Genomic DNA, 20,819 nt, shown 5'->3' with positions numbered 1-20,819 from the left:
CTCGAAGCCGCGGGCGAGGAAAAAAAGAGAACGAGGATCAATGATGCGGACGCTTTCCCTCAAGGTAAGGGCCCGGCGGCTTGCACCACCCCGCCCCCGCATTTCCTCCCAGAGAATGCTTGCCAAACTCCCGCCGCAGCGCCGTACTTCGCCTTCCCATTTTATGACCACCCGCCTTGCCCTGATTCTCCTTGGTTCGCTCGGATTCGCTGCGCATGCCTCGCAGCCCACGTCGCTGGCCGATCTGCCGGACGCGCACCCCGAGGCGGAGCTGAAGGCCTTTGTGGTCCCTGAGGGCTTTGAGGTGAATCTCTTTGCCGCCGAGCCCATGATCCAGAAGCCGGTGCAGATGAACTGGGACGCGCAGGGCCGCCTGTGGGTCGTCACCAGCACCACCTACCCGCACATCAAGCCCGGCGAAGAGGCCAAGGACCAGGTCGTCGTGCTGGAGGACACGGACAATGACGGCAAGGCGGACAAGTCCACCACCTTTGCCGAGGGGCTGCACATCCCCACCGCCCTCGCCCCGGGAGATGGCGGTCTCTATGTGGCAAACTCCACCGAGGTGCTCTTTTTGAAGGACAGCAACAACGATCTCAAGGAGGACGAGCGCAGCGTCATGCTGAGCGGCTTTGGCACCGAGGACACCCACCACCTCCTGCACACCTTCCGCTGGGGCCCGGAGGGCATGCTGTACTTCAACCAGTCCATCTACATCCACACCCACATGGAGACCCCCCACGGCGTGCGCCGTCTCATGGGCGGCGGCATCTGGGAGTTCCGCCCGGAGACACGCCGCGCGGAGATCATCAGCAAAGGGCTCATCAACCCCTGGGGCTTGGAGTTTGACCGCTTCGGCCAGAGCTTTGCCTGCGACGGCGCAGGCGGGGAAGGGGTGAACTTCATCTTCCCCGGCTCCGTCTTTGCCACCTCGCCGGGGGCCAAGCGCATCCTCCACGGCCTCAGCCCCGGCCAGCCCAAGCAGTGCGGACTTGAGATCATCGAAGACCCGCACTTCCCCGCCGAGTTCCAGGGGAACTTCATCCTCAATGACTTCCGCGGCAACCGCGTGAACCGCTTCCAGCTCACCCCCAGCGGCAGCAGCTACATCGCCAAGCAGCTCCCCGACCTCCTCGCCTCCACGCACCGCGCCTTCCGTCCCATCGACGTGAAAATGGGCCCCGACGGCGCTCTCTACATCGCCGACTGGTACAACCCCATCATCCAGCACGGTGAGGTCGATTTCCGCGACCCACGCCGCGACCACCAGCACGGCCGCATCTGGCGCATCACCGCCAAAGGCAGGCCCCTCAGCCCCAAAGTCCAGATCGCCGGTGCCGCCACCGCCGACCTGCTGGAAATGCTCAAGAGCGACCGCAATCACGTGCGCCGTTTTGCCAAGCGCGAGCTCCGCGACCAGGGCGCTGCCAAAGTCACCCTGGCCCTGGACGAGTGGGCCGCCAAGCTGGACCCCGCCAAGGAAGCCGATGCCCACGCCCTGCTGGAGGCCGCCTGGGCCCGTGAAGGCGTGAACTCCTTCTCCCCCTCCATCTGGCACCGCCTCTGGGAAAATGGTGACTACCGCATCCGCGCCGCCGCCCTGCGCATCCTCAGCCACCGCTGGAAGGTCTTCCCCGAAGCCATGAAGGTGCTGGAAAAGGCCGTGGCAGACGAAAACGCCCAGGTGCGCCTCTGGGCCCTGGCCGTGCTGGCAGACATGCGCAAGCCCGCCGCCATCGGACTCGCCCTCAAGGTGCTGGACCACCTCATGGACGACTCCCTCGACTTCCTGCTGGAGCAGACCTGCCGTGAGCAGGCAGACATCTGGATGCCCGCCGTCGTGGCCGGCAAGCTCAAGCTCGACGAGCGGCCCAAGCACCTCGTCTACGCCATGAAGAGCACCGGACGCAGCGATGCCCTGCCGCCGCTCTTTGCCGCCCTGAAAAGCGCCAAGCTCAGCACCGAAGACGCCGCCGCCGTGCTCGACATGGCCGGCAGCGCCGCCGACCCCGCCCAGGCCCGCACCATGGCAGACATGGTCAACGACGCCGCCATGGCCCCCTACTACATGGGCCTGCAGGACGCCCTCATCAAGGCCGCCACCGACCGCAAAGTCATCCCCGAAGGCGCCAAGGACACCGTCCTCGCCTGGTTTGCCCGTCCCGAGCCCCACGTGGTGCACCGCGCCGCCATCCTCGCCGGGCTCTGGAAGATCGAGCCCGCCCGTGAAACACTCGTGGCCCTGCTCACCGACGCCAAAACCATCCCCGCCATCCGCGACGGCGCCACGCGCGGCCTCACCGCCCTCGGCGGCGTGAAGTCCCGGGACCTCTTCGACAAGCTCTTCACCGAATCTCAGGACACCGCCCTCCGCGCCCTCATGATCGACGGCCTCACCAGCGTGGGCCCGCAGCTCGCCGCCAGGCGCGCCGTGGAGTACCTCGCCAAGGCAGATGTGGACGCCGCGAAGCCCATCCTGACCGTTTTCCTCAAAAACAAGCAGCTCCCCGGCGTGCTGGCCAAGGAGCTGGACGGCAAGACCATTCTTGACTCCGTGGCCGTCGAAGGCATCCGCATGGTCACCTCCCGCGGCATCCAGGGCCCGCTGGCAGACGCCCTCAAGAAAGCCGGCGGCGTCAAGCAGATGGACCGTCCCCTTTCCCCGGAAGAAATGAGCGCCCTCGTGGCCAAGGTGAAGACCCAGGGAGACCCCGCCCGCGGCGAGGCCGTGTACCGCCGCCAGCAGATGCTCTGCACCACCTGCCACGCCATCGGCGAGTCCGGCGGCGTCCTCGGGCCCAACCTCGTCAGCATCGGCGCCAGCGCCCCGGTGGACTACCTCATCGAAAGCCTGCTGGAGCCCAGCAAGAAAATCAAAGAGGGCTACCACATGGTCATCATCAGCAAAAAGGACGGCGGAGTCGTCTCCGGCGGCCTCATCAATGACGGTGCCGAGGAGTTGACGATTCGTGACCCTGCCAACCAGATCCTCAAGGTGGCCAAGTCCGCCATCGCCAGCCGCCAGATGAGCCCCGTGAGCATGATGCCCCCCGGGCTCACCGCCAGCCTGCGGGAGGACGAATTTGTCGATCTCGTCCGCTTCCTCTCCGAGCTCGGCCGGGAAGGGGCCTACAAGACCCAGCCCAACCGCTACGTCCGCACCTGGAAGGCCATGGGCAAGATGGAGCAGAAGGACGTGGACCACGTGCGCCACGTGGGCAGCTTTGCCCTGAACGACGACAAATACCCCTACCCGTGGCAGATGGCCCTCAGCCAGGTGAACGGAGACCTGCCGCTGGCAGACCTGCCCGCCGCGCAGAAGATGTACCCATGGTTCCCGAAAATCGTGCAATTTGGCCTGAAACTCGACGGCGCGGGCAAGGTCAAACTCGGCTTCAGCACCGTGAAGGGAATCGTTGTGGCGGTGGACGGGGCAGAGCTAAAGGAATTGCTGCCCCAGCAGGAGCTGGAACTCAGTGCCGGAATCCACCGCGTCAGCGTGCTGGTAACCCGTGACGCTGGGGAAGTGGCCGCATTACGCGTGGAAATCTTAGATGGCGCAGCGGTTGCGGTGCCTTGAGGCTTCTCATAGCCGAAAATTCGTAAAGTCGATGTATTTGCATTGACGTGACGGATTCAAATTAGCTATTCTGAACGCTAGGCTAATTGGGCATGTCATACCCCGGCATATCCATTGGCCTGAACCAATCCTTTGCATCCACATGAGAAACCGCCCCATCGACCTGCGCAAAAACGAAACGCTCGTTTGGTCGAACGACTGTGAGTTTTTAGGGTTTCCAGTGGGTGCCCATGGCAGTGACTGAACGCCATCCGCGCTCTTTTTTGTGCCCCTTTTTTAATTTTCCATTCTCCCGCTCCGCTTCCGCATCCTTTTGTTCTAATGAAAACTCTTCGACGTAATCGCATCCTTCTCGGCTGGTTTATGACCGTGCTGGTGTTCGTCATGCAAGTCGCCACGCCGCTGCAGTCCGCCACCATCTACTGGACCACGGATGGAAAGGTCTCCGGTGAAAATGGCAGCGGCAACTGGGACACCACCACCGCCAACTGGATGACCTCCGTGCCCACCAACGTCGCCGGCTCCCAGGTGACGTGGAACAACGCGGCCAACAACCTCGCCGTCTTCCTCGGCACCGCCGGCGTCACCCTCACCGCCCCCATCACCGTGGGCGGGCTGGAGTTTGACGTCTCGGGCACCACCATCAACTCCTCCTCCAGCACCAACACCCTGACCTTTGCCGGGGCCTCCCCCACCATCACGATCAAAGGCAGCTCCCAGTCGCTCGCAGGAGACACCGAAGCCCGCCTCACCGCGCCGCTCGCCGGTACCAACGGCCTGTCCATCCAGTTCGCTGACTCCTCCAGCGCCAACCCTGGCTCCCACTACGGCGTCCTCTACCTGGGCACGCAGAACAACAACTTTGCCACCTCGCTGACCGGCGGCATCACCGTGGGCAACAGGGCCCAGCTCCGCGTCCTCGCGAACTCCACCGACCTCAACACCGGGAAAAATCCCCTGGGCACCAACCAGGTGACCCTGCAGGCCGGTTCACGGCTGGACATCCGCGGCTTCAACTCCACCTCCAACGGGCTTTCCGGCCGCGTGTTTGCCACCAACGGCACCGGAGACAGCGGTCTGGTGGACTTCACCGCCCCCGCCGCCAGCCTCTCCACCGACTTCTTCGTCACCGGCACCAGTTTCAGCACCACCACGGCTCCCCAGGGCGTGCAGTGGGTCGGCAAGGTGGACATCGGCCAGGCCGGAGCCTACACCTTCTTTGCCAGCGTGGACGACGGCGCCAAGATCTACATCGACGGCAAGCTCGTCCTCAACAACGACGGCGGCAAAGGCGCCACGGACCTCTCCAGCACCGCCATCTTCCTCGCCTCCGGCTCGCATGACATCCGCATCGACTATGTGAACGGCTCCGGCGGCGGCAGCCTCAACCTCGGCTACGCCGGTCCGGACACCGACGACGGCAACGGGCAGATCCGCAAAGTCATCCCCAGCAGCGCCCTGCACCAGGCAGACGTGAACACCCTCAACGGGGCCAGCAGCGCCCTCCAGTTTGGCAATGACGTGCGCCTCACCGGCAACGCGGAGATCTCCCTCTCCAACACCACCGTCTCCTCCGTGCAGATGGGCCGCCTGCTGATCGACAACGGCGTCACCCTCAAGGCCACCGCCTACGACCTCCTCGGGGACACTCCCGTGGTGGGCAACGGCGACGGCTTCGGCAAGACCCTGCGCTTTGGCGGCACCACCTCGGCGCCCACCGTTTTCGGCACCCTGGGCTCGGGCACCGCCGGCACCGTCACGATCAACTCGGACATCAATGTGGCCTTTGACGGCGTCGTCTCCGACCAGGGCCGCGCCATGACCATCCAGAAGACCGGCTCCGGCTGGCTCTACTTCAATCAGAACCAGGTCGCCAACTCCCTGGGCTCCACCTCCAGCATCGAGATGATCGGCACCAAGGTGACCCAGAGCGCCACCTACCTCGCCTCCAGCTACGGCACAGACAGCACCCTCGGCGGCAAGGCCAGCACCCTGACCACCGGCAGCACGGCAGGCCTCTCCGTGGGCATGACCGTCAGCGGCGCCGGCGTCCCCAAGGGCACCGTGATCACCGCCATCATCGACGCCACGCACTTCAAGGTCTCCGGAGACGCCTCCTCGATCGTGAGCTCCACCTCGCTCACCTTCTCCAAGACCCCCACGCTGGTGCTCACCGGCAGCGCCTCCGCCGGAGCCTTTGACCCCATCGGCTCGGCCAAGATCGTGCTCTCGGGCGGCAATCTCGTGCTCGCCTCCACGGGCGGCGGCAACCTCAACGGCGGCGGCCCGGTGTTTAACAACGCCGTGCAGGTCAATACCAGCGGCAGCATCCAGTCCACCGCCAACGCCGCCTCCGTCACGCTCGGCGGTGCGGTCAACATCGCCAGCAACCAGACCCTCGTGCTCGACGCCATCGCCGGTGGTCGTCCTGCCACAGATCCGGGGGCGAACCTGATCATCTCCGGCGGCATCACCGGCGACGCCAGCACCTCCATCATCATCCGCTCCACGCAGATGAACTCCGTGACCACCGTCAGCGCCATCAACGCCCTGGCCACCGGGGTCGTGCAGCAGACCGGCTTTGCCTCTGCCAGCGGTACCGTGACCCTCACCGGAAACAACTCCGGCTTCCTCGGCCAGCTCGTCTTTGAAGCAGGCTCCAACCTGCGCGTCCTGGGCGTGAGCGCCCTCAATGGCAAGACCTTCACCATGGCGGGCGGTACCCTGCAGCTGCTGGACAACGGGGACGGCACCGGCCGCCTGGAAAACCTGGCCTTCAACGAAAACATCACCGTCACCGGTTCGGCCACCATCACCGTCGGCGCCATCTCTCCCGCCGTCACAGGAAACTTCACCCCCGCCGCCAACAAGCGCGCGCAGATTTCCAGCCTCACCATCAGCAACCAGAACCTGACCGTGGCCAACAACAACGCCTACGGCCTGCGGGTGAGCGGCGTCACCTCGCTGACCGGCTCCCCGACCTTCACGGTGAACAACGGCACCTCCTCCAACAACCTGGTCAGCGGCCTTGAGCTTGCCGGTCAGGTGACCGGCCTGGGCAACAGCATCGTCAAAGCCGGCGGCGGCACGATGCTCCTGAGCAACAGCAGCAACAACTTCGGCGGCACCGTCACCTTCAATGCCTTTGGCAACAGCGGCAGCACGGTCCTCACCGTGGAGAGCGCGGCCCAGCTCGCCGCCGGGCAGCTGCTCACCGCCACCGGCGTCAACACCGCCAACGGCGGCACCCGCATCAGCTCCATCTCCACGCAGACGTTTGCCACCAGCGTGGCCAGCGGCGGCAACGTCCTCACCCTGGCCAACAGCCTTACCGGCACCTTTGCGGTGAACATGCTCATCAGCGGGGACGGCATCGCCTCCGGCACCCGGATCACCCAGGTGAACGACAACGTCACCGACACGACCACCAACAGCTTCATCGGCAGCACCAACGTCACGGTGGCCAGCACCACCACCTTCCGTGCGGGCATGGCCGTGTCCGGCAGCGGCATCCCGGCCGGCACGTTTGTGGCGGAAGTCATCGACGGCACCACCCTGCGCCTCAGCCAGCCCATCACCGCCAACAACCCCACGCTCGTCAGGCGGCAGCTCGTGCTCTCCAGCAATGTGAGCACGACGGACACCACCCTCGTGCTGACGCAGCTGAACCTCAGCCAGGCGCTCACCGGATCTTTCACCGGCACCACGCCGGTCACCGGCACCTCCGTGATCAACGTCACCGGCGGCGTGCTGGCCTTCACGAGCAACGAGGCGCTCGGCAATTCGCTGAACCAGGTGTTGGTCAACACCAACTCCACCACCGCCGGGCTCCGTGCGGACGGCACCTTCCACTCTGCCGGCCGCACCTTCATCATGAACCAGGCCAGCAACGCCATCGACGTGACAGGTGGCAACACCTTCTCGATGGACAACACCTTCAGCTTTTCCAGCAACAGCAACAACCTGCAGAAGAATGACATCGGCACGCTGGTGCTCTCCAAGCCGATGACCCAGGGGCTCCCCGGCCTGACCTCGTCCTGGAACGGCATTCTCACCATCGGCCAGGGGGTGGTGCGCGTCACGAACGCAGCGGCCCTCGGCTCCACCGGCAGCTTCACCCTCGCCTCCAGCTCCGGCTCCGCCTACACGCTGGTGGCCAACGTCGCGGCCGCGCTGGAGATCACCGGCGGCATCAACGTTGCCGAGGCCCTGGTCTTCAATCCGGGCAACAACAACACCTCCAACGGCATCAACGGCGCCGGCGCGCTCCGCAGCACCTCCTTCTCCGGCACGGTGCAGGTCCTCAGCAGCTCCACCTCCAGCACCACGGTCACCATCGTGGGGGCGCCTCCGGCCATGCTCGTGGCCGGTGCCAGCTTCATGGGCTCCACCATCACGAATGTGAATGGCAGCACCATCACCCTGGCCTCCAACGCCAACGCCACCATCAACACCGCCACCAGCCAGTCCTACTCCCTCAGCGGCAACAACACCTACAGTGGCAACATCACCTTCTCCGGCCAGACCAACGGTGACGGCAACAACCGCTCCGCCACCATCGGCGTGGACCTGGGCTCCACCCTTCACATCACCGGCAGCATGATCGGCCGCGTGGGCACCGCCGGCTCCAACCGCAGCTCCTGGTTCGGCCTCGTCGGCGCTGGCAACGGCTTCATCGACACCGCCATGGGCGTTGACGGCAACCTTGCCAACGGCACCTACTCGCTCATCATGGCAGGCACCGGCACCTGGACGATCACCGCCGCCAACGCCTTCCCGGGGCAGACGCTCTACGCCAGCAACGGCACGCTGCTGCTCAACGGCTCAGGCACGCTGGGCACGCCCGGGTCCGGTGGCGGTTCCGGCACGGTCTTTGTGACACCGCAGGGCACACTCACGCTCGACAGCACCGGCACCAACGTCAACGACCGCCTCGGCGGCCGTGCGCTCTCCCTTTATGGCGGCGCCATCAACCTCAAGGGCAACGCCTCCGCCGCCACCTCTGAAACCATGGGCGCGCTCACGGTCAACGCGGGCCAGACCATCGTCACGCTCAGCGGCCAGCAGGCCAGCTTCGTCACCGGCTCCGTCACCCGTGCCACCAACAATGGCGGCATCACCGGCACCATGCTCGTCCGCGGGCTGAGCACCGGCTCCTTCCAGTCCTCCACCGGCGGTTTTACCTTCACCGGCCAGCAGGGCGGCGCGGGCACCACCAACAAGGGCATCATTCCATGGGTCATCGTGGACAACAGCTCCACCGGCTCAGGCACCTCTTTCGCCACGGCAGACAGCGTCACCGGCCTGCTGCGTCCGCTGAACACCTCCACGGAAATGGTCACCACGCTGACCAACAACCTCGCCGGAACCGCCACCCCGCTCAACGTGCTGCTTTCCACCAATCAGGGCATCGGCGGCGGCATCGTCACCACCACCTTGCTCAACAGCCTCACCATCAACTCGCTCACCCTCCAGACGGGCGGCGCGGTCACCCTCAATGCCGCCCAGACCCTCACCTTGGACAGCGGCGGCGTCCTCGTGCTGGCAGGCGCCACAGGAGCCAGCATCGGCGGCACCGGCGTCGGCCGCCTGAGCACCAGCAGCAACAACCAGTTCGTCTACTACACGCTCAGCGACCTCTCGGTCAACGCCGCCATGTTCGGCGTCTCGGCAGGTCTCGCAAAGGCCGGCGCATCCACGCTCACACTTTCCACCCAGCAGTTCTACACCGGCGGCACGGCCATCAATGAAGGCGTGATCAAGCTGGCCGGCGGCACCAACACCATCTTCTGGAACAGCGACTTCGTGCTCCAGGGCGGTTCGCTCGACCTCAACGGCAACGTGCAGGTGCTCAACCTCCTGCGCGTCAACACCACCTCGCCCCTGAACGCCAATCTCATTCCCGACATCGGCGGCACCATCATCAACACCTCCGCCAACCAGGCCACGCTGGGCCTCGTCAACTCCGGCGGCAGCTTCTCCGGCTCCATCACCGGCAACATCGCCCTGGTGCGCTCCACCAGCGCCAACTCCTACACGGACTGGAACATCTATTCCGCCAACACCTACACCGGCCCCACGCTCCTCAATGGCGGCCGTCTCCAGCTCCTGGGCACCGCCACCCTGAGCAACACCTCCTCCATCACCCTCAACCAGTCCACCCTGCTGCTGAGCAACAACAACGGCACCAGCATCCTCGACGCGCTGGTTGACAACCGCATCAACGACAATGCCGCCATCACCCTGCGCGGCGGCATGATCCAGTACCGCGCACGCTTCGGCAGCGAAGGCACCGAGGCCTTCGGCTCCCTGACCCTTTCCCAAGGTGCCAGCGTCATCGACGTGGCCGCTCCAGGCACGGGCATCAACAGCTCCACCGCCACCTTTGCCGACCTCTACCGCCCCGCCGCCGACCACGGCACCCTGCGCTTCTTCAACGTGACCGGCAACTACGGCAACGGCACCGCCCGCGTGTTCTTCAACAGCTGGGGCCAGACCCCCACGCCGACGCAGATCAGCAATGGCATCGTCACCTCCCTCACCAACGGCATCATCGGCGGCTGGGCCGTCGTGGAGCGTGACTTCGCCAGCTACAACACCGCCACCGGCGTGGGCGCCCTGAACTCCGCCGGCTACGCAGGCTATTCCAGCAACGACCTCAACTCGGGCTCCGCCACGGACAACATCCGCATGACCTACGCCGCGGTGAGCTCCACCGGCACCGTGGGCAGCAACGAGCTCACCATCGCCAGCACCGCCGGCCTGAAGGTCGGTGACGCCATCCTCGGCAGCGGCATCCCCGTCGGCGCCGTGGTGACCTCCATCATCGACGGCAACAAATTCACCATCGACCAGAACCTCGGCTCCGCCAATCCCACCCTGACCCTGCCGCAGACCTACACGATGGCCGGAGACCGCACCGTCAACAGCCTTGCCATGGTGGTATCCGGCAACAGCACGCTCGACCTCGGCGGCCACACGCTGAACCTCGCGAGCGGCGGCTTGATCGCCTCCCAGGGCTTTGACCTCATCAACACGCAGGTCAACGTGGTCACCAGCTCCACCACCAGCAACACCGTCCTGCTGGCCACCATGCCCAACACCCTCACCATCGGGTCCACGATCCTGGGCAGCACCGTCACCGCCATCAACGGCCTGACCGTCACGCTGGCGGACAACGCCAACGCCAACATCACCGCCCCCACGGCCACGTCCTTCGTCAGCTCCCTGAACATGCCCCTCATCATCAAGGGCGGCAATCTCACCGCCGGCAATGGCGCGGCCGATCTCTACATTCACGCCCTCGGGTACGTGAACGGCAACGGCAACGTCTATGGCCGCAACGTCTTTGTGGACGCCAACATCGTGGACAACAGCGGCGGCGCGGTCACCCTGGTCCTGGACGGCACCGAAGGCCGCGGCGTCACCGCCGGGGTCAGCGGCTACCGCACCAACCAGCTCGTGCTCTCCGGCAACAACACCTACACCGGCGGCACTTACGTCAATGCGGGCTTCGTCGTCGCCAGCTCCGCCACAGGCCGCGCCTTCGGCACCGGCAATGTCACCATCACCGGCGGCGGCAGCACCAACGGCAGCACCTTCCAGGAGCGCACCACCACGGTGATGCTCGGAGCCTCGGAGCAGATCAACAGCACCGCCACACTCTCCATGCTGGGCGGCAGCGTGTTTGAGCTCAACAACTTCAACCAGACGCTCGGCGGCCTGGTCTTCAACAACACCGGCGGCAACAGCCCCTCGGTCTTTCTCGGCAATGGCGTGCTGACCCTGAACGGCAACGTCACCGCGAGCTCTTCCAACCTCGGCTCCGTCGCCACCATCGCTGGCGCTGGCATCGTGGTCACCGGCACCATCGGTTCGAACGTTGTGACCCTCGTCTCCGGCAACATGTCCAACGTGACCGTCGGCACCCCGATGGTGGGCGGCAACTTCGCTGCGGGCACCGTCGTCACCGGCGTCTCCGGAACCAAGATCACGCTTTCTGCCAACGCCATCAACGGCAACGCCGGCGCAGGCTTCACCAACGTCGTCAGCTACGCCACCAACGGCACCGTCGCCCTCAGCACGGGCAGCCACACCTTTGACATCGCGCCGGTGATGGCCAACGGCACCAACCTCGCCCCGCTGCAGCCCACCCTGAACATTGCCAGCGTGATGACCGGCAACGCCAGCATCATCAAGACAGGCGCAGGGCTGCTGCAGCTCAGCGCGGCCAACACCTTCACCGGCGGCGTCAGCCTGCAAAACGGCAGCCTGCTCTTCAGCACCGGCAGCGTCTTCAACAGCGGCGTGACCGGCGGCGTCAGCGCAGGCCCCATCGGCACCGGCACCCTGACCATGTCCGGCAGCAACAACCTGACCCTCCTCAGCAGCACCAGCCTGACCATCGGCAACGCAGTGACCTTTAACTCCGCTTTCAACGGCGAGTTCCGGTTTGACAGCACCGTCTCCACCGGCACAAACCTCACCCTCAGCGGCCTCGTCACCCTGCCCAACGCGGTGACCATCAACGTCATCAACCCCGGCATGACCGCCGCCCTCGGCCAGATCACCCGCGTCACCACGCCGGGCAACATCGTCATCAACAAGACCGGCCTCGGCACGCTCTCCATCGGTGCCCTCGCCGCAGGAAACACCATCACGCTGAACATGAACGGCGGGAATCTCTCCCTGCTCAATGACGGGGACGGCACCGCCTCCCGCCAGGTCATCGACAGCGGCATCACCGTGGTCTCCAGCCAGGCCATGAACCTCACCGTCGGCCGCCTCGGCACCGTGTATGCGCCGCTCTTCACCTCGGCTGCCTACAAAACGATCCAGATCAAAGGCTCCACGGGCACCACCTTCACCAACGGCGTCCTGACCGTGGCCAACAACAACGGCTACGGTCTGGAAATCACCAGCAACGTCACCCTCGGCTCCGGCCAGGTCGTCAATGTGGCCAACGCCTCGGACTCCAGCCTCATCCAGGGCCTGCTCCTCTCCGGAGTCGTCTCCGGCGGCGGCATCACCAAGATCGGTGCCGGCACCCTGGTGCTCACCAACACCAACACCTTCACCGGCACGGTGGACATTCAGGCCGGTGTGGTCGCCGCGTCCTCGGACGCCGCGCTGGGCAACGTGGCCAATGGAGTGATCCTCAACGTGAACTCCGCCACCGCCGTGGGCCTGCGCGCGACCGGCACCTTCTCCACCAACCGCACCATCACCCTCAATCAGGCCAGCAACGCCATCGAAGTGACGACTGGCAACACGCTGACTCTGAACACGGCCTTTGGCCTCGGAGCCGTCTCCAACGCGCTGCGCAAAAATGACAACGGCACGCTGGTGCTCAACAACCTCAACAGCACCTGGAATGGCGTGCTCACCATCGGCGCAGGCGTGGTCAGGGTCACCAATGCAGGCGCCCTCGGCACCGTCACTGGAAACACCGTCGTCACCGGCACAGGCGCCGCCCTTCAGATCAACAGTGTGAACATTGGCACCGAGCAGCTCAGCCTCAATGGCTCGGGCATCAACAACGGCGGTGCTGTGCAGGCCGTCGGCGGCGGCACCAGCACGATCGGGGGCACCATCACCCTCGCCACGGCCTCCGCCATCGGGGCAGACGCCGGCAACACGCTCCTCATCACCGGTTCCATCACCGGCGCGCAGGCCCTCACCCTTGTCGGCGGCGGCAACATCAACATCACCACCAACGGCTTCGGCGCGCTGGGCTCCATCACCAAGATGGGGGCGGGCACCACCACGCTGAGCGTGAACAGCGCCTCCTTTGTCAACGGCCTGGTCATCAATGAAGGCACCTTCAAGATCACCGGCTCCGGCGTCACCCTCGGCGGCACAGGCGGCATCACCGTGCAGGGCCCCTCGGGACTGCTCTGGGTGGACGACACCGTCGGCGCAGCCACCGCCCACTTTGCGGGCGCGCGTGCAGTCACGCTCAATGGCGGCACCCTGCGCTTTGACGGCGGCTCCGGCACCTCCGCGCAGACCCTCGGCGCGCTGACCACCAACCGCGCCGCGACCAACACCATCATCATGAACCAGGGGTCGGGCACCAACACCCTCACCTTCTCCAACTGGAACAACAACGGTGACTCCAGCACAAACTTCGTCGGCACGAACCTCGGCACCGCCGGCAACAAAGTCCTCTTCACCACCGCACCGGGCACCTCCAACGGCCTCATCCTGCGCACGCTGGTCAACGGCGTGGACTTCGCCGGGTATGTGACGGGCACAGGCGTGGGCGCCTTTGGCACCGCAGGCTACACCGCCTACAATGCCAGCAACAACCTCGACACCGCCGCCGCTACGGACACCATGAACATCACGGGAGCGTTGACCTTCCTGGGCAGCACCTCCCGGACCGTCAACGCCATCAAGATCAGCGGCAACGGCCTCAATCTGACCAACTCCGTCGCCACCCAGGGCGCCACGCTGACGCTGAACTCAGGGTCCATCCTCAATGTGGGCGGCAACAACACGATCAGCATCCCCCGCCTCAACTTCCCGAACGTGAACAACGTCAACATGCAGGCCTACGTGGCCGTGGCTGACGGCACACAGCTCACCATCAACAGCCTGATGACGGGTGCCGGTGGCTTTGTGAAAGACTCGGGCGGCACGCTCATCATCAACGCGCCGAACAACATGGCCGGCGTCGCCAACATCAGCGGCCAGATCCTCACCGGCAACTTCGTCATCAACGGCGGCACCGTGAAGCTCAACGGCGGCAACAACACCCTCACGCCCAACCAGTTCCTCATCGTCGCCACAGGCGCGACGCTGGACCTGAACGGCAACTCCCAGTTTGCCCTCGGCACCCGTGGTGACAGCGCGGCCCTGCAGGGCAATGCCGGTACCTTCACCAACACCTCCACCAATGCAGCCGCCCTCATTTTCGGCCTGGACAGCGGCGGCTTCAACTTTGGCGGCATCATCAAGCAGGAAGCCGGCGCCGGAGCCATGAACTTCTTCAAGAGCAGCAACCAGACCTACAACTTCCTCAACGCCAACACCTACAGCGGTGCCACGATCTTTGCAGGCGGCACCAACGGGCTCGTGGACGGCGGCACGCTGGCCAACACCTCCTCCATCGCCATCAACTACGCCGTCCTGCGCCTTGACGACAACGTCAACTTTGCCCTCGCCAACCGTGTGAACCTCTCGGCGGACATCACCCTCAAAGGCGGGTCGCTGGTCTATCAGGGACGCACCCAGGCCAACACCTCGCAGTCCGTCGGCAACGTGATCCTCTCCGAAGGCCTCAACATGATCCAGGCGGCCAACGGCGGCACCGGCATCAACTCCGCCACGCTCAACATCCTCTCCCTCACCCGCAGTGCGGGCTCGACCGCGACCGTGCGCTTCCCGGACAACGGCCTTGGCGCCAACGGCAACGTCGGCCGCATCCTCATCAGCAGCCTGAACGGCGTGCCGACCAGCGGCAACACCGGAGGCTCCAACATCAACAGCGGCGGACTTACCAACGGCCTGATCGGACCTTGGGCCATCGTGGACCGTGAATTCGCCAGCTACATCCCCGACCTGGGCGTAGGCCGCCTCAGCCAGACGGGTTTTGCCGGCTATTCCCTCAACACCCTGACCGGCACACCGCTGGCCACGGACAACATCCGCGCCACCGCCAGCGTCGGCCCGCTGGTGACAGACACCACCGTCAACACCTTCTCCCTGATCAACCCCACCGTGGCCGCCACGACGGTGAACCTGGGCGGCAACACCCTCACGCTGCAGGGCGGGGGACTCCTGCTGGCTCTGGGTGCAGACAACATCAACATCGCCATCAACAACGGCTTCATCACCGGCGGCCTGGCCAACACCGCCAGCGACCTCTACATCCACGTCCTGCCCTATGGTGGCACCAACCGCACCTTCACCATGAATGCGGTCATCAAGGACAACGGCACCGGAGCCCTGCGCATGATCATGTCCGGCAGCGACGGCGCGGCCAACCTCACCCTCAACGCCCTCAACACCTACACGGGTGGCACGGTCATCAATGGTGGTGTCCTCCTCATCGGCAGCACCGGCTCCCTCGGCACAGGTGGCATCACCATCAACGGTGGCGCCACTCCCGGCAGCGCCATCCTCGTCCAGCAGGCAGGCGGCATCATTGATGCCAGCAACTCCGTCACCATCAACGGCAGCGGCATCCTGGTGCTCGGCGGCACCCAGACCCTGAATGGCCTGGTCTTCAACGGCTCCGGCGGCGGCAATCTGGCCCCCACCGTGAACTCGGGTGACGGCCTGCTCACCATCGGCTCCGGCGGCATTGTCTCCAATCCGCTCAATCCGGCCGCCTCGCCGCTGGTCGTCGGCCGCATCGACTTGGGAAGCTCTCTCAACAACATCACCGTCAACACCTTCGACTTTGCCGGGTTCAACAACTTTGCCCCGACCACCCCCGGCCTCGTTCTCGGCGGCGTGGTGGGCTCCCTCGGCGGCTTCAACAAGCTGGGCAACGGCGTGCTTCAGATCAACCAGTCCACCTTCGTCGGCGGCGTCAACGTCATGGGCGGCAACATCCAGTCCGGTGCGGTCAACGCCGGTTCCCGCTTCTCCACCCTCACGCTGAACTCGGGCACCTCCCTCAACCTCAACGGCCAGTCCACCGTCTGGGGTGCGTTGGCAGGCAGCGGCTCGGTCTTCAACAGCGTGGCCAACAACGCCCTGCTCACCGTGGGCTTCAACAACAGCAACACCACCTACTCCGGCCAGCTCAACCGCTTCAATGACGGCACGCCAAACGCCATCTCGCTGACCAAGATCGGCACCGGCAACATGACCATCACCGGTGTGCAAAACGCCACCAGCGGCTCCACCGGTGTGCTGACGGTGGGCCTGGGCACGGTCACCTACGCCGGCGCAGGCACGGCCATTCTGCCAAGCCAGACCATCCTCACAGGCGGTACCCTCACGCTGGACAACAGCGCCAGCAACCTCAACAACCGCCTTGCCACCCCGCTCACCGCCACCCCGGCCAGCCTTCTCACCATCAGCGGTGGTACCTTCAAAATCGTGGGCGGCAGCAGCGCGAACACCGTTGAAAATGTCGGCACCCTCACCATCAGCAGCGGCAGCGGCATCATCTCTCTGAACGCGGACCCTGCCACCCAGGTCACCTTCACGGCCAGCACGCTCACCGCACAGCAGGCCGGAGCCAGCCTCATCCTGCAGGGGAACTTCAGCGCCGCCGGAACCACGGGCAGCGCAGGCTTTGCCAACATGCTGGCCACGACATTCAACGTCATCGGTGGCCAGGGCAACGGGGCCAACGGCACCACCACCCGCACGATCCGCTCGGACATCCTCGCCCAGGACGTCGGCAAGGTCACGGTCAGCGCCAGCTCCGTCGAGTCGAACCAGGTCACCGTCACCAGCGTTCCTCTCAACCTGACGGTGGGAGACACCCTCCTCGGGCAGAAGGTGGTCGGCATCAGCGGCCTGACCATCACGCTCTCCGGAAATGCCAGCCAGGACATCAGCTCCAACACCGACGTCACCTATGAAGGCGTGCCATGGTTCACCACCAAGGACTCCGTCACCGGCTACCTGCGCCCTCTGACGGACGCTGAAATGAGCAAGGCCCTCTCCAACAGCCTCACCACCAACTTCCAGCTCAGCACCAACACCGTCATCACCTTCAGCCAGAACAGCAACAGCCTGACCCTGCTCAGCGGCGGCGGTGTCTCCAATGGCAGCGTGGCGGCCATGGGCATCTTCAACACCAGCGCCTCCCAGCTTTACGAACTGGTCAACACCGGCGGCGTGCTCGCCTTCAGCGGCAATGCCGGCATCAACACCCCGTTCTTTGCCTCCAACAACAACGCGGCGTTCTATTTCTACACCATCGGTGCGGACACCGTGCTGAATGTGAACAGCTTCCTCTTCAACACCGGCGGCGGTCTGGTCAAATCCGGGGAGGGCACCCTGAGCCTCAACCGTCGCGGCTATTACAGCGGCGTCACCACTGTCAACGCCGGCACCCTCATCCTCAATGGTGGCAACAACACCATCTGGGCTCCGCAGACCATCACTCCTCTGGGCGCTCCGACCACCACCATCGCCAGCTTCCAGGGCCTCGCCGTCAACGGCGGCACGCTCGAGCTCAACGGCTACAACGGGGCGTTCAGCTCCTTCGGCAGCAACAACAGCGTCGGCGCCGGCGGCATCGTGACCAACTCATCCGGCACGCTCGCCACCATGACGGTCACAGGCAGCACCACCAGCTTCAATGGCAGCCTCACGGGCAACCTGGCCCTCACTTCCAACGCAGCCCTCACGCTCACCAACGTCAACACCTACACCGGCGCCACCGTGCTGCGTGGCAACAGCCTCACGCTGCGCGATGCGGGCACCCTCTCCGGCACCTCCTCCATCGGCATCAACTTCGCCACCCTGAACTGGGACGACAGCGGCCTCACCACCCTGGACAACCTCAACCCCGTGCGCTTCAACGCCGCGACAACGGTCTCCCTCCAGGGCGGTGCGCTCACCATCACCGGCGGGGGCTCGCTCGACACCAATGTGGTGATCAACAACCTCGTCATTCAGCGCGGTGGCAGCACCATCACCGTCACTCCTGCCGCCAACGCCGGCAGCGCCGTCAGCCTGAGCATCGGCTCGCTCACCCGCACGGACAGCGACCGCAGCATGGTCAACTTCATCGCCGGCAACGGCGTGGGCATGGGCGGCACAGGAAACAACAACAACGCCTCCGTGCAGATCTCCCTGATCAACGGCGTCGGCGTCTCCGCCAGCACGCTCGTCAACAAGCTCATCGGCGGCTGGGCTGTCGTGAACGGCGACAGCTTCGCCACCTACAAGGACGGCGTCGGCATCGGCGCGCTCAGCACCACCGTGGGCGGCAACGTGTATGCCGGCGGCAATGCCTTCCCGACCTACGACGGCTTTGACATCACCTCCGCCAGCACCCTGTCCACCTGGAACGTCAGCGACGGCAACAGCCCCACGCTGCTGACATCCAAGACGGTCAACTCCCTGCGCTACACCGGCGGCCAGCTCACCCTCGGCAACGGCTCCACCGCCGTCACCCTCACCCTGAACGTCGGCCTGCTCACCAACTCCGGCGGTTCCACCATCGCCGCCGGCAACGTGGCCTCTGCCATCACCGCCACCGGCCCTGACTTCTTCGTGTACATCAATCAGGGCACGACCAACTTCAACATCAAGCTCACCGGAGCCTTCAGCCTGGTCAAAGGCGGCGGCGGCGCCCTCACGCTGAATCCCGGCACCGGAGTCTCCAACGACTACACCGGCGCCACCTACGTGGACGGCGGCACGCTCAACCTCAACGGCGCGGCCAGCACCATCGTCATTCCTGGCGACCTGATCGTCAACAATGCCACGGTCAACGTGAGCAATGCCAACAAGTTCAGCGGCACGGTGGGCCAGATCGCCGCTGGCGCAAACCTGACCCTCAACGGCGGTTCGGTGTTCAACATGTTCAGCTACACCAGCGCCACCACGACCACGCTGGCCAGCATCAACTTCAACAACACCGGCGGCACCACCCAGCCACGCTTTGTTTTCAACAATCCCACCGGCGGCGTGAGCACTCTCGTCCTGACCGCCACCAACGCCATCACCGCGGTCAACGACAACTTCGCCACCACCCCGATCATCCAGGCGGCGACCACAGCGGCAAACTCCGCCATCCAGCTGACCGGCAGCAACCCTATCATCAATGTGTCCGGACTTTCCCCGATCGGCCTGGTGATTTCCGCCCCCATCACGAGCTCCAACGGCGTCGTCTCCAAGATCGGCAACAGCTCCCTGGTGCTCAGCGGCAGCAGCACCTTCACCAACGGCTTCAACCTCAATGAAGGCACCCTGATCTTCGGCACCAACTCGGTGGGCAATCCCGGGGCGCTCACCAGCGGCGCAGTCGGCACCGGCACGCTGACCATCGCAGGCGGCACGACCATCCAGGCCGGCAACGTCACGGGCATCAGCACCACCACCACCGCCAGCTCTGCCACCGTCCAGCTCAACACCGCAGGCGCCGCCGCCTCCCTCGCAGTCGGTCAGGCCGTCTTTGGCGGCTCAGGCATCCAGGCCGGCACCTACATCACGGCTGTCGATGTTGCCAACAACCGCATCACCCTTTCCTCCTTCGTCACCACCGCCAGCTCTGCCAACACCCTCAACTTCTCCACCTACACAGGAAATGCTGTGACGGTGAATGGAGACTTCAGCTTTGGCGGCCAGACGACCAATCAGAACTTCACCCTCACCGGTGCGGTCAACCTGGGCTCCTCCACACGGGCCATCAATGTGGACAGCGCCTTCGTGATCGCCACCATCAGCGGTCAGATCAGCGGCACCGGCGGCATCACCAAGACAGGCAACGGCGTCCTGGTGCTGACCAACAACACCAACAGCTACACCGGCGCTACCACCATCAACGGAGGCATCCTCCGCCTCGGCTCCACCAGCGACAACACCTCGGGCACCGGAGCTGGCAACATCCTGCCCAGCGGCACGGCGCTCACCATCGCCACCGGCGCCGGCCTGGATCTCGGCGGCAGAAACCAGACGATCGCCTCGCTCGCCGGGGGCGGTTTCATCACCACTTCCACGGGCACCGGCACCTCGATCATCAGCACGCTGACCGTCGGAGACAGCACCAACACCACCTTCTCAGGCGTCCTGACCGGTGCCTCCACAGGAAATTTCAGGCTTGTCAAAGTCGGCACCGGCGAGCTGACCCTCACCGGCGTCAGCAACTTCAACGCCGCCAACGCCGTCGCCATCAGGGGCGGTACCATCAGCGTCAGCAATCTCGGCAACGGCGGGTCCGGCAGCGGCATCGGCGCAGCCTCAAACACTGCGTCCAATCTGGTCATAGAAGGCGGCACGCTGAAGTATATCGGCGCAATCAACGCCACCACAGACCGTGGCTTCACCATCGGCAGCACCGTTGCCGGCGCGACCGCCACCATCGATGCCTCCGGCACTGGTTCGCTGACCTTCAGCTCCAGCGGTGGCGCGCTGGCCTACGGCACCACCAACCAGACCCGCAACCTCGTCCTCACCGGCACCTCCATCGCCGCCATCACCAACGTCTTCGGCAAGGTCATCGCCAACAACGGCACAGGCCTGACCTCCCTGACCAAGAACGGCAGCAACACCTGGTCCCTCACCGCCGCCAACACCTACACGGGCGCCACCAACATCA

At 65.0% G+C, this 20,819-nt stretch carries 2 protein-coding genes (1 of these 2 cut by a window edge); both read left to right on the top strand.

From position 1 onward, the window contains the following. Positions 1–163 precede the first annotated feature (163 nt). On the top strand, positions 164–3,580 hold the full coding sequence (locus ACZ5WW_RS08775; RefSeq protein ID WP_377165082.1) for a PVC-type heme-binding CxxCH protein: 3,417 nt from the start codon (positions 164–166) through the stop codon (positions 3,578–3,580). Between the two features lie 321 nt (positions 3,581–3,901). Beyond that, positions 3,902–20,819: the 5' portion of a beta strand repeat-containing protein gene (locus tag ACZ5WW_RS08770; RefSeq protein ID WP_377165085.1), read on the top strand. 15,095 nt of this gene lie beyond the right edge of the window; the window shows 16,918 of its 32,013 coding nt (coding positions 1–16,918); its start codon is at positions 3,902–3,904; its stop codon lies off the right edge, out of view.

The sequence above is a fragment of the Prosthecobacter fluviatilis genome (genome assembly GCF_055388355.1).
Note: the sequence above shows the minus strand (reverse complement) of the source record. Positions and strands in the feature narration are given on the sequence as shown.

Coding starts and splice junctions, on each gene's coding strand:
- ACZ5WW_RS08775 (WP_377165082.1), top strand. CDS start 164: ATGACCACCCGCCTTGCCCTGATTCTCCTTGGTTCGCTCGGATTCGCT.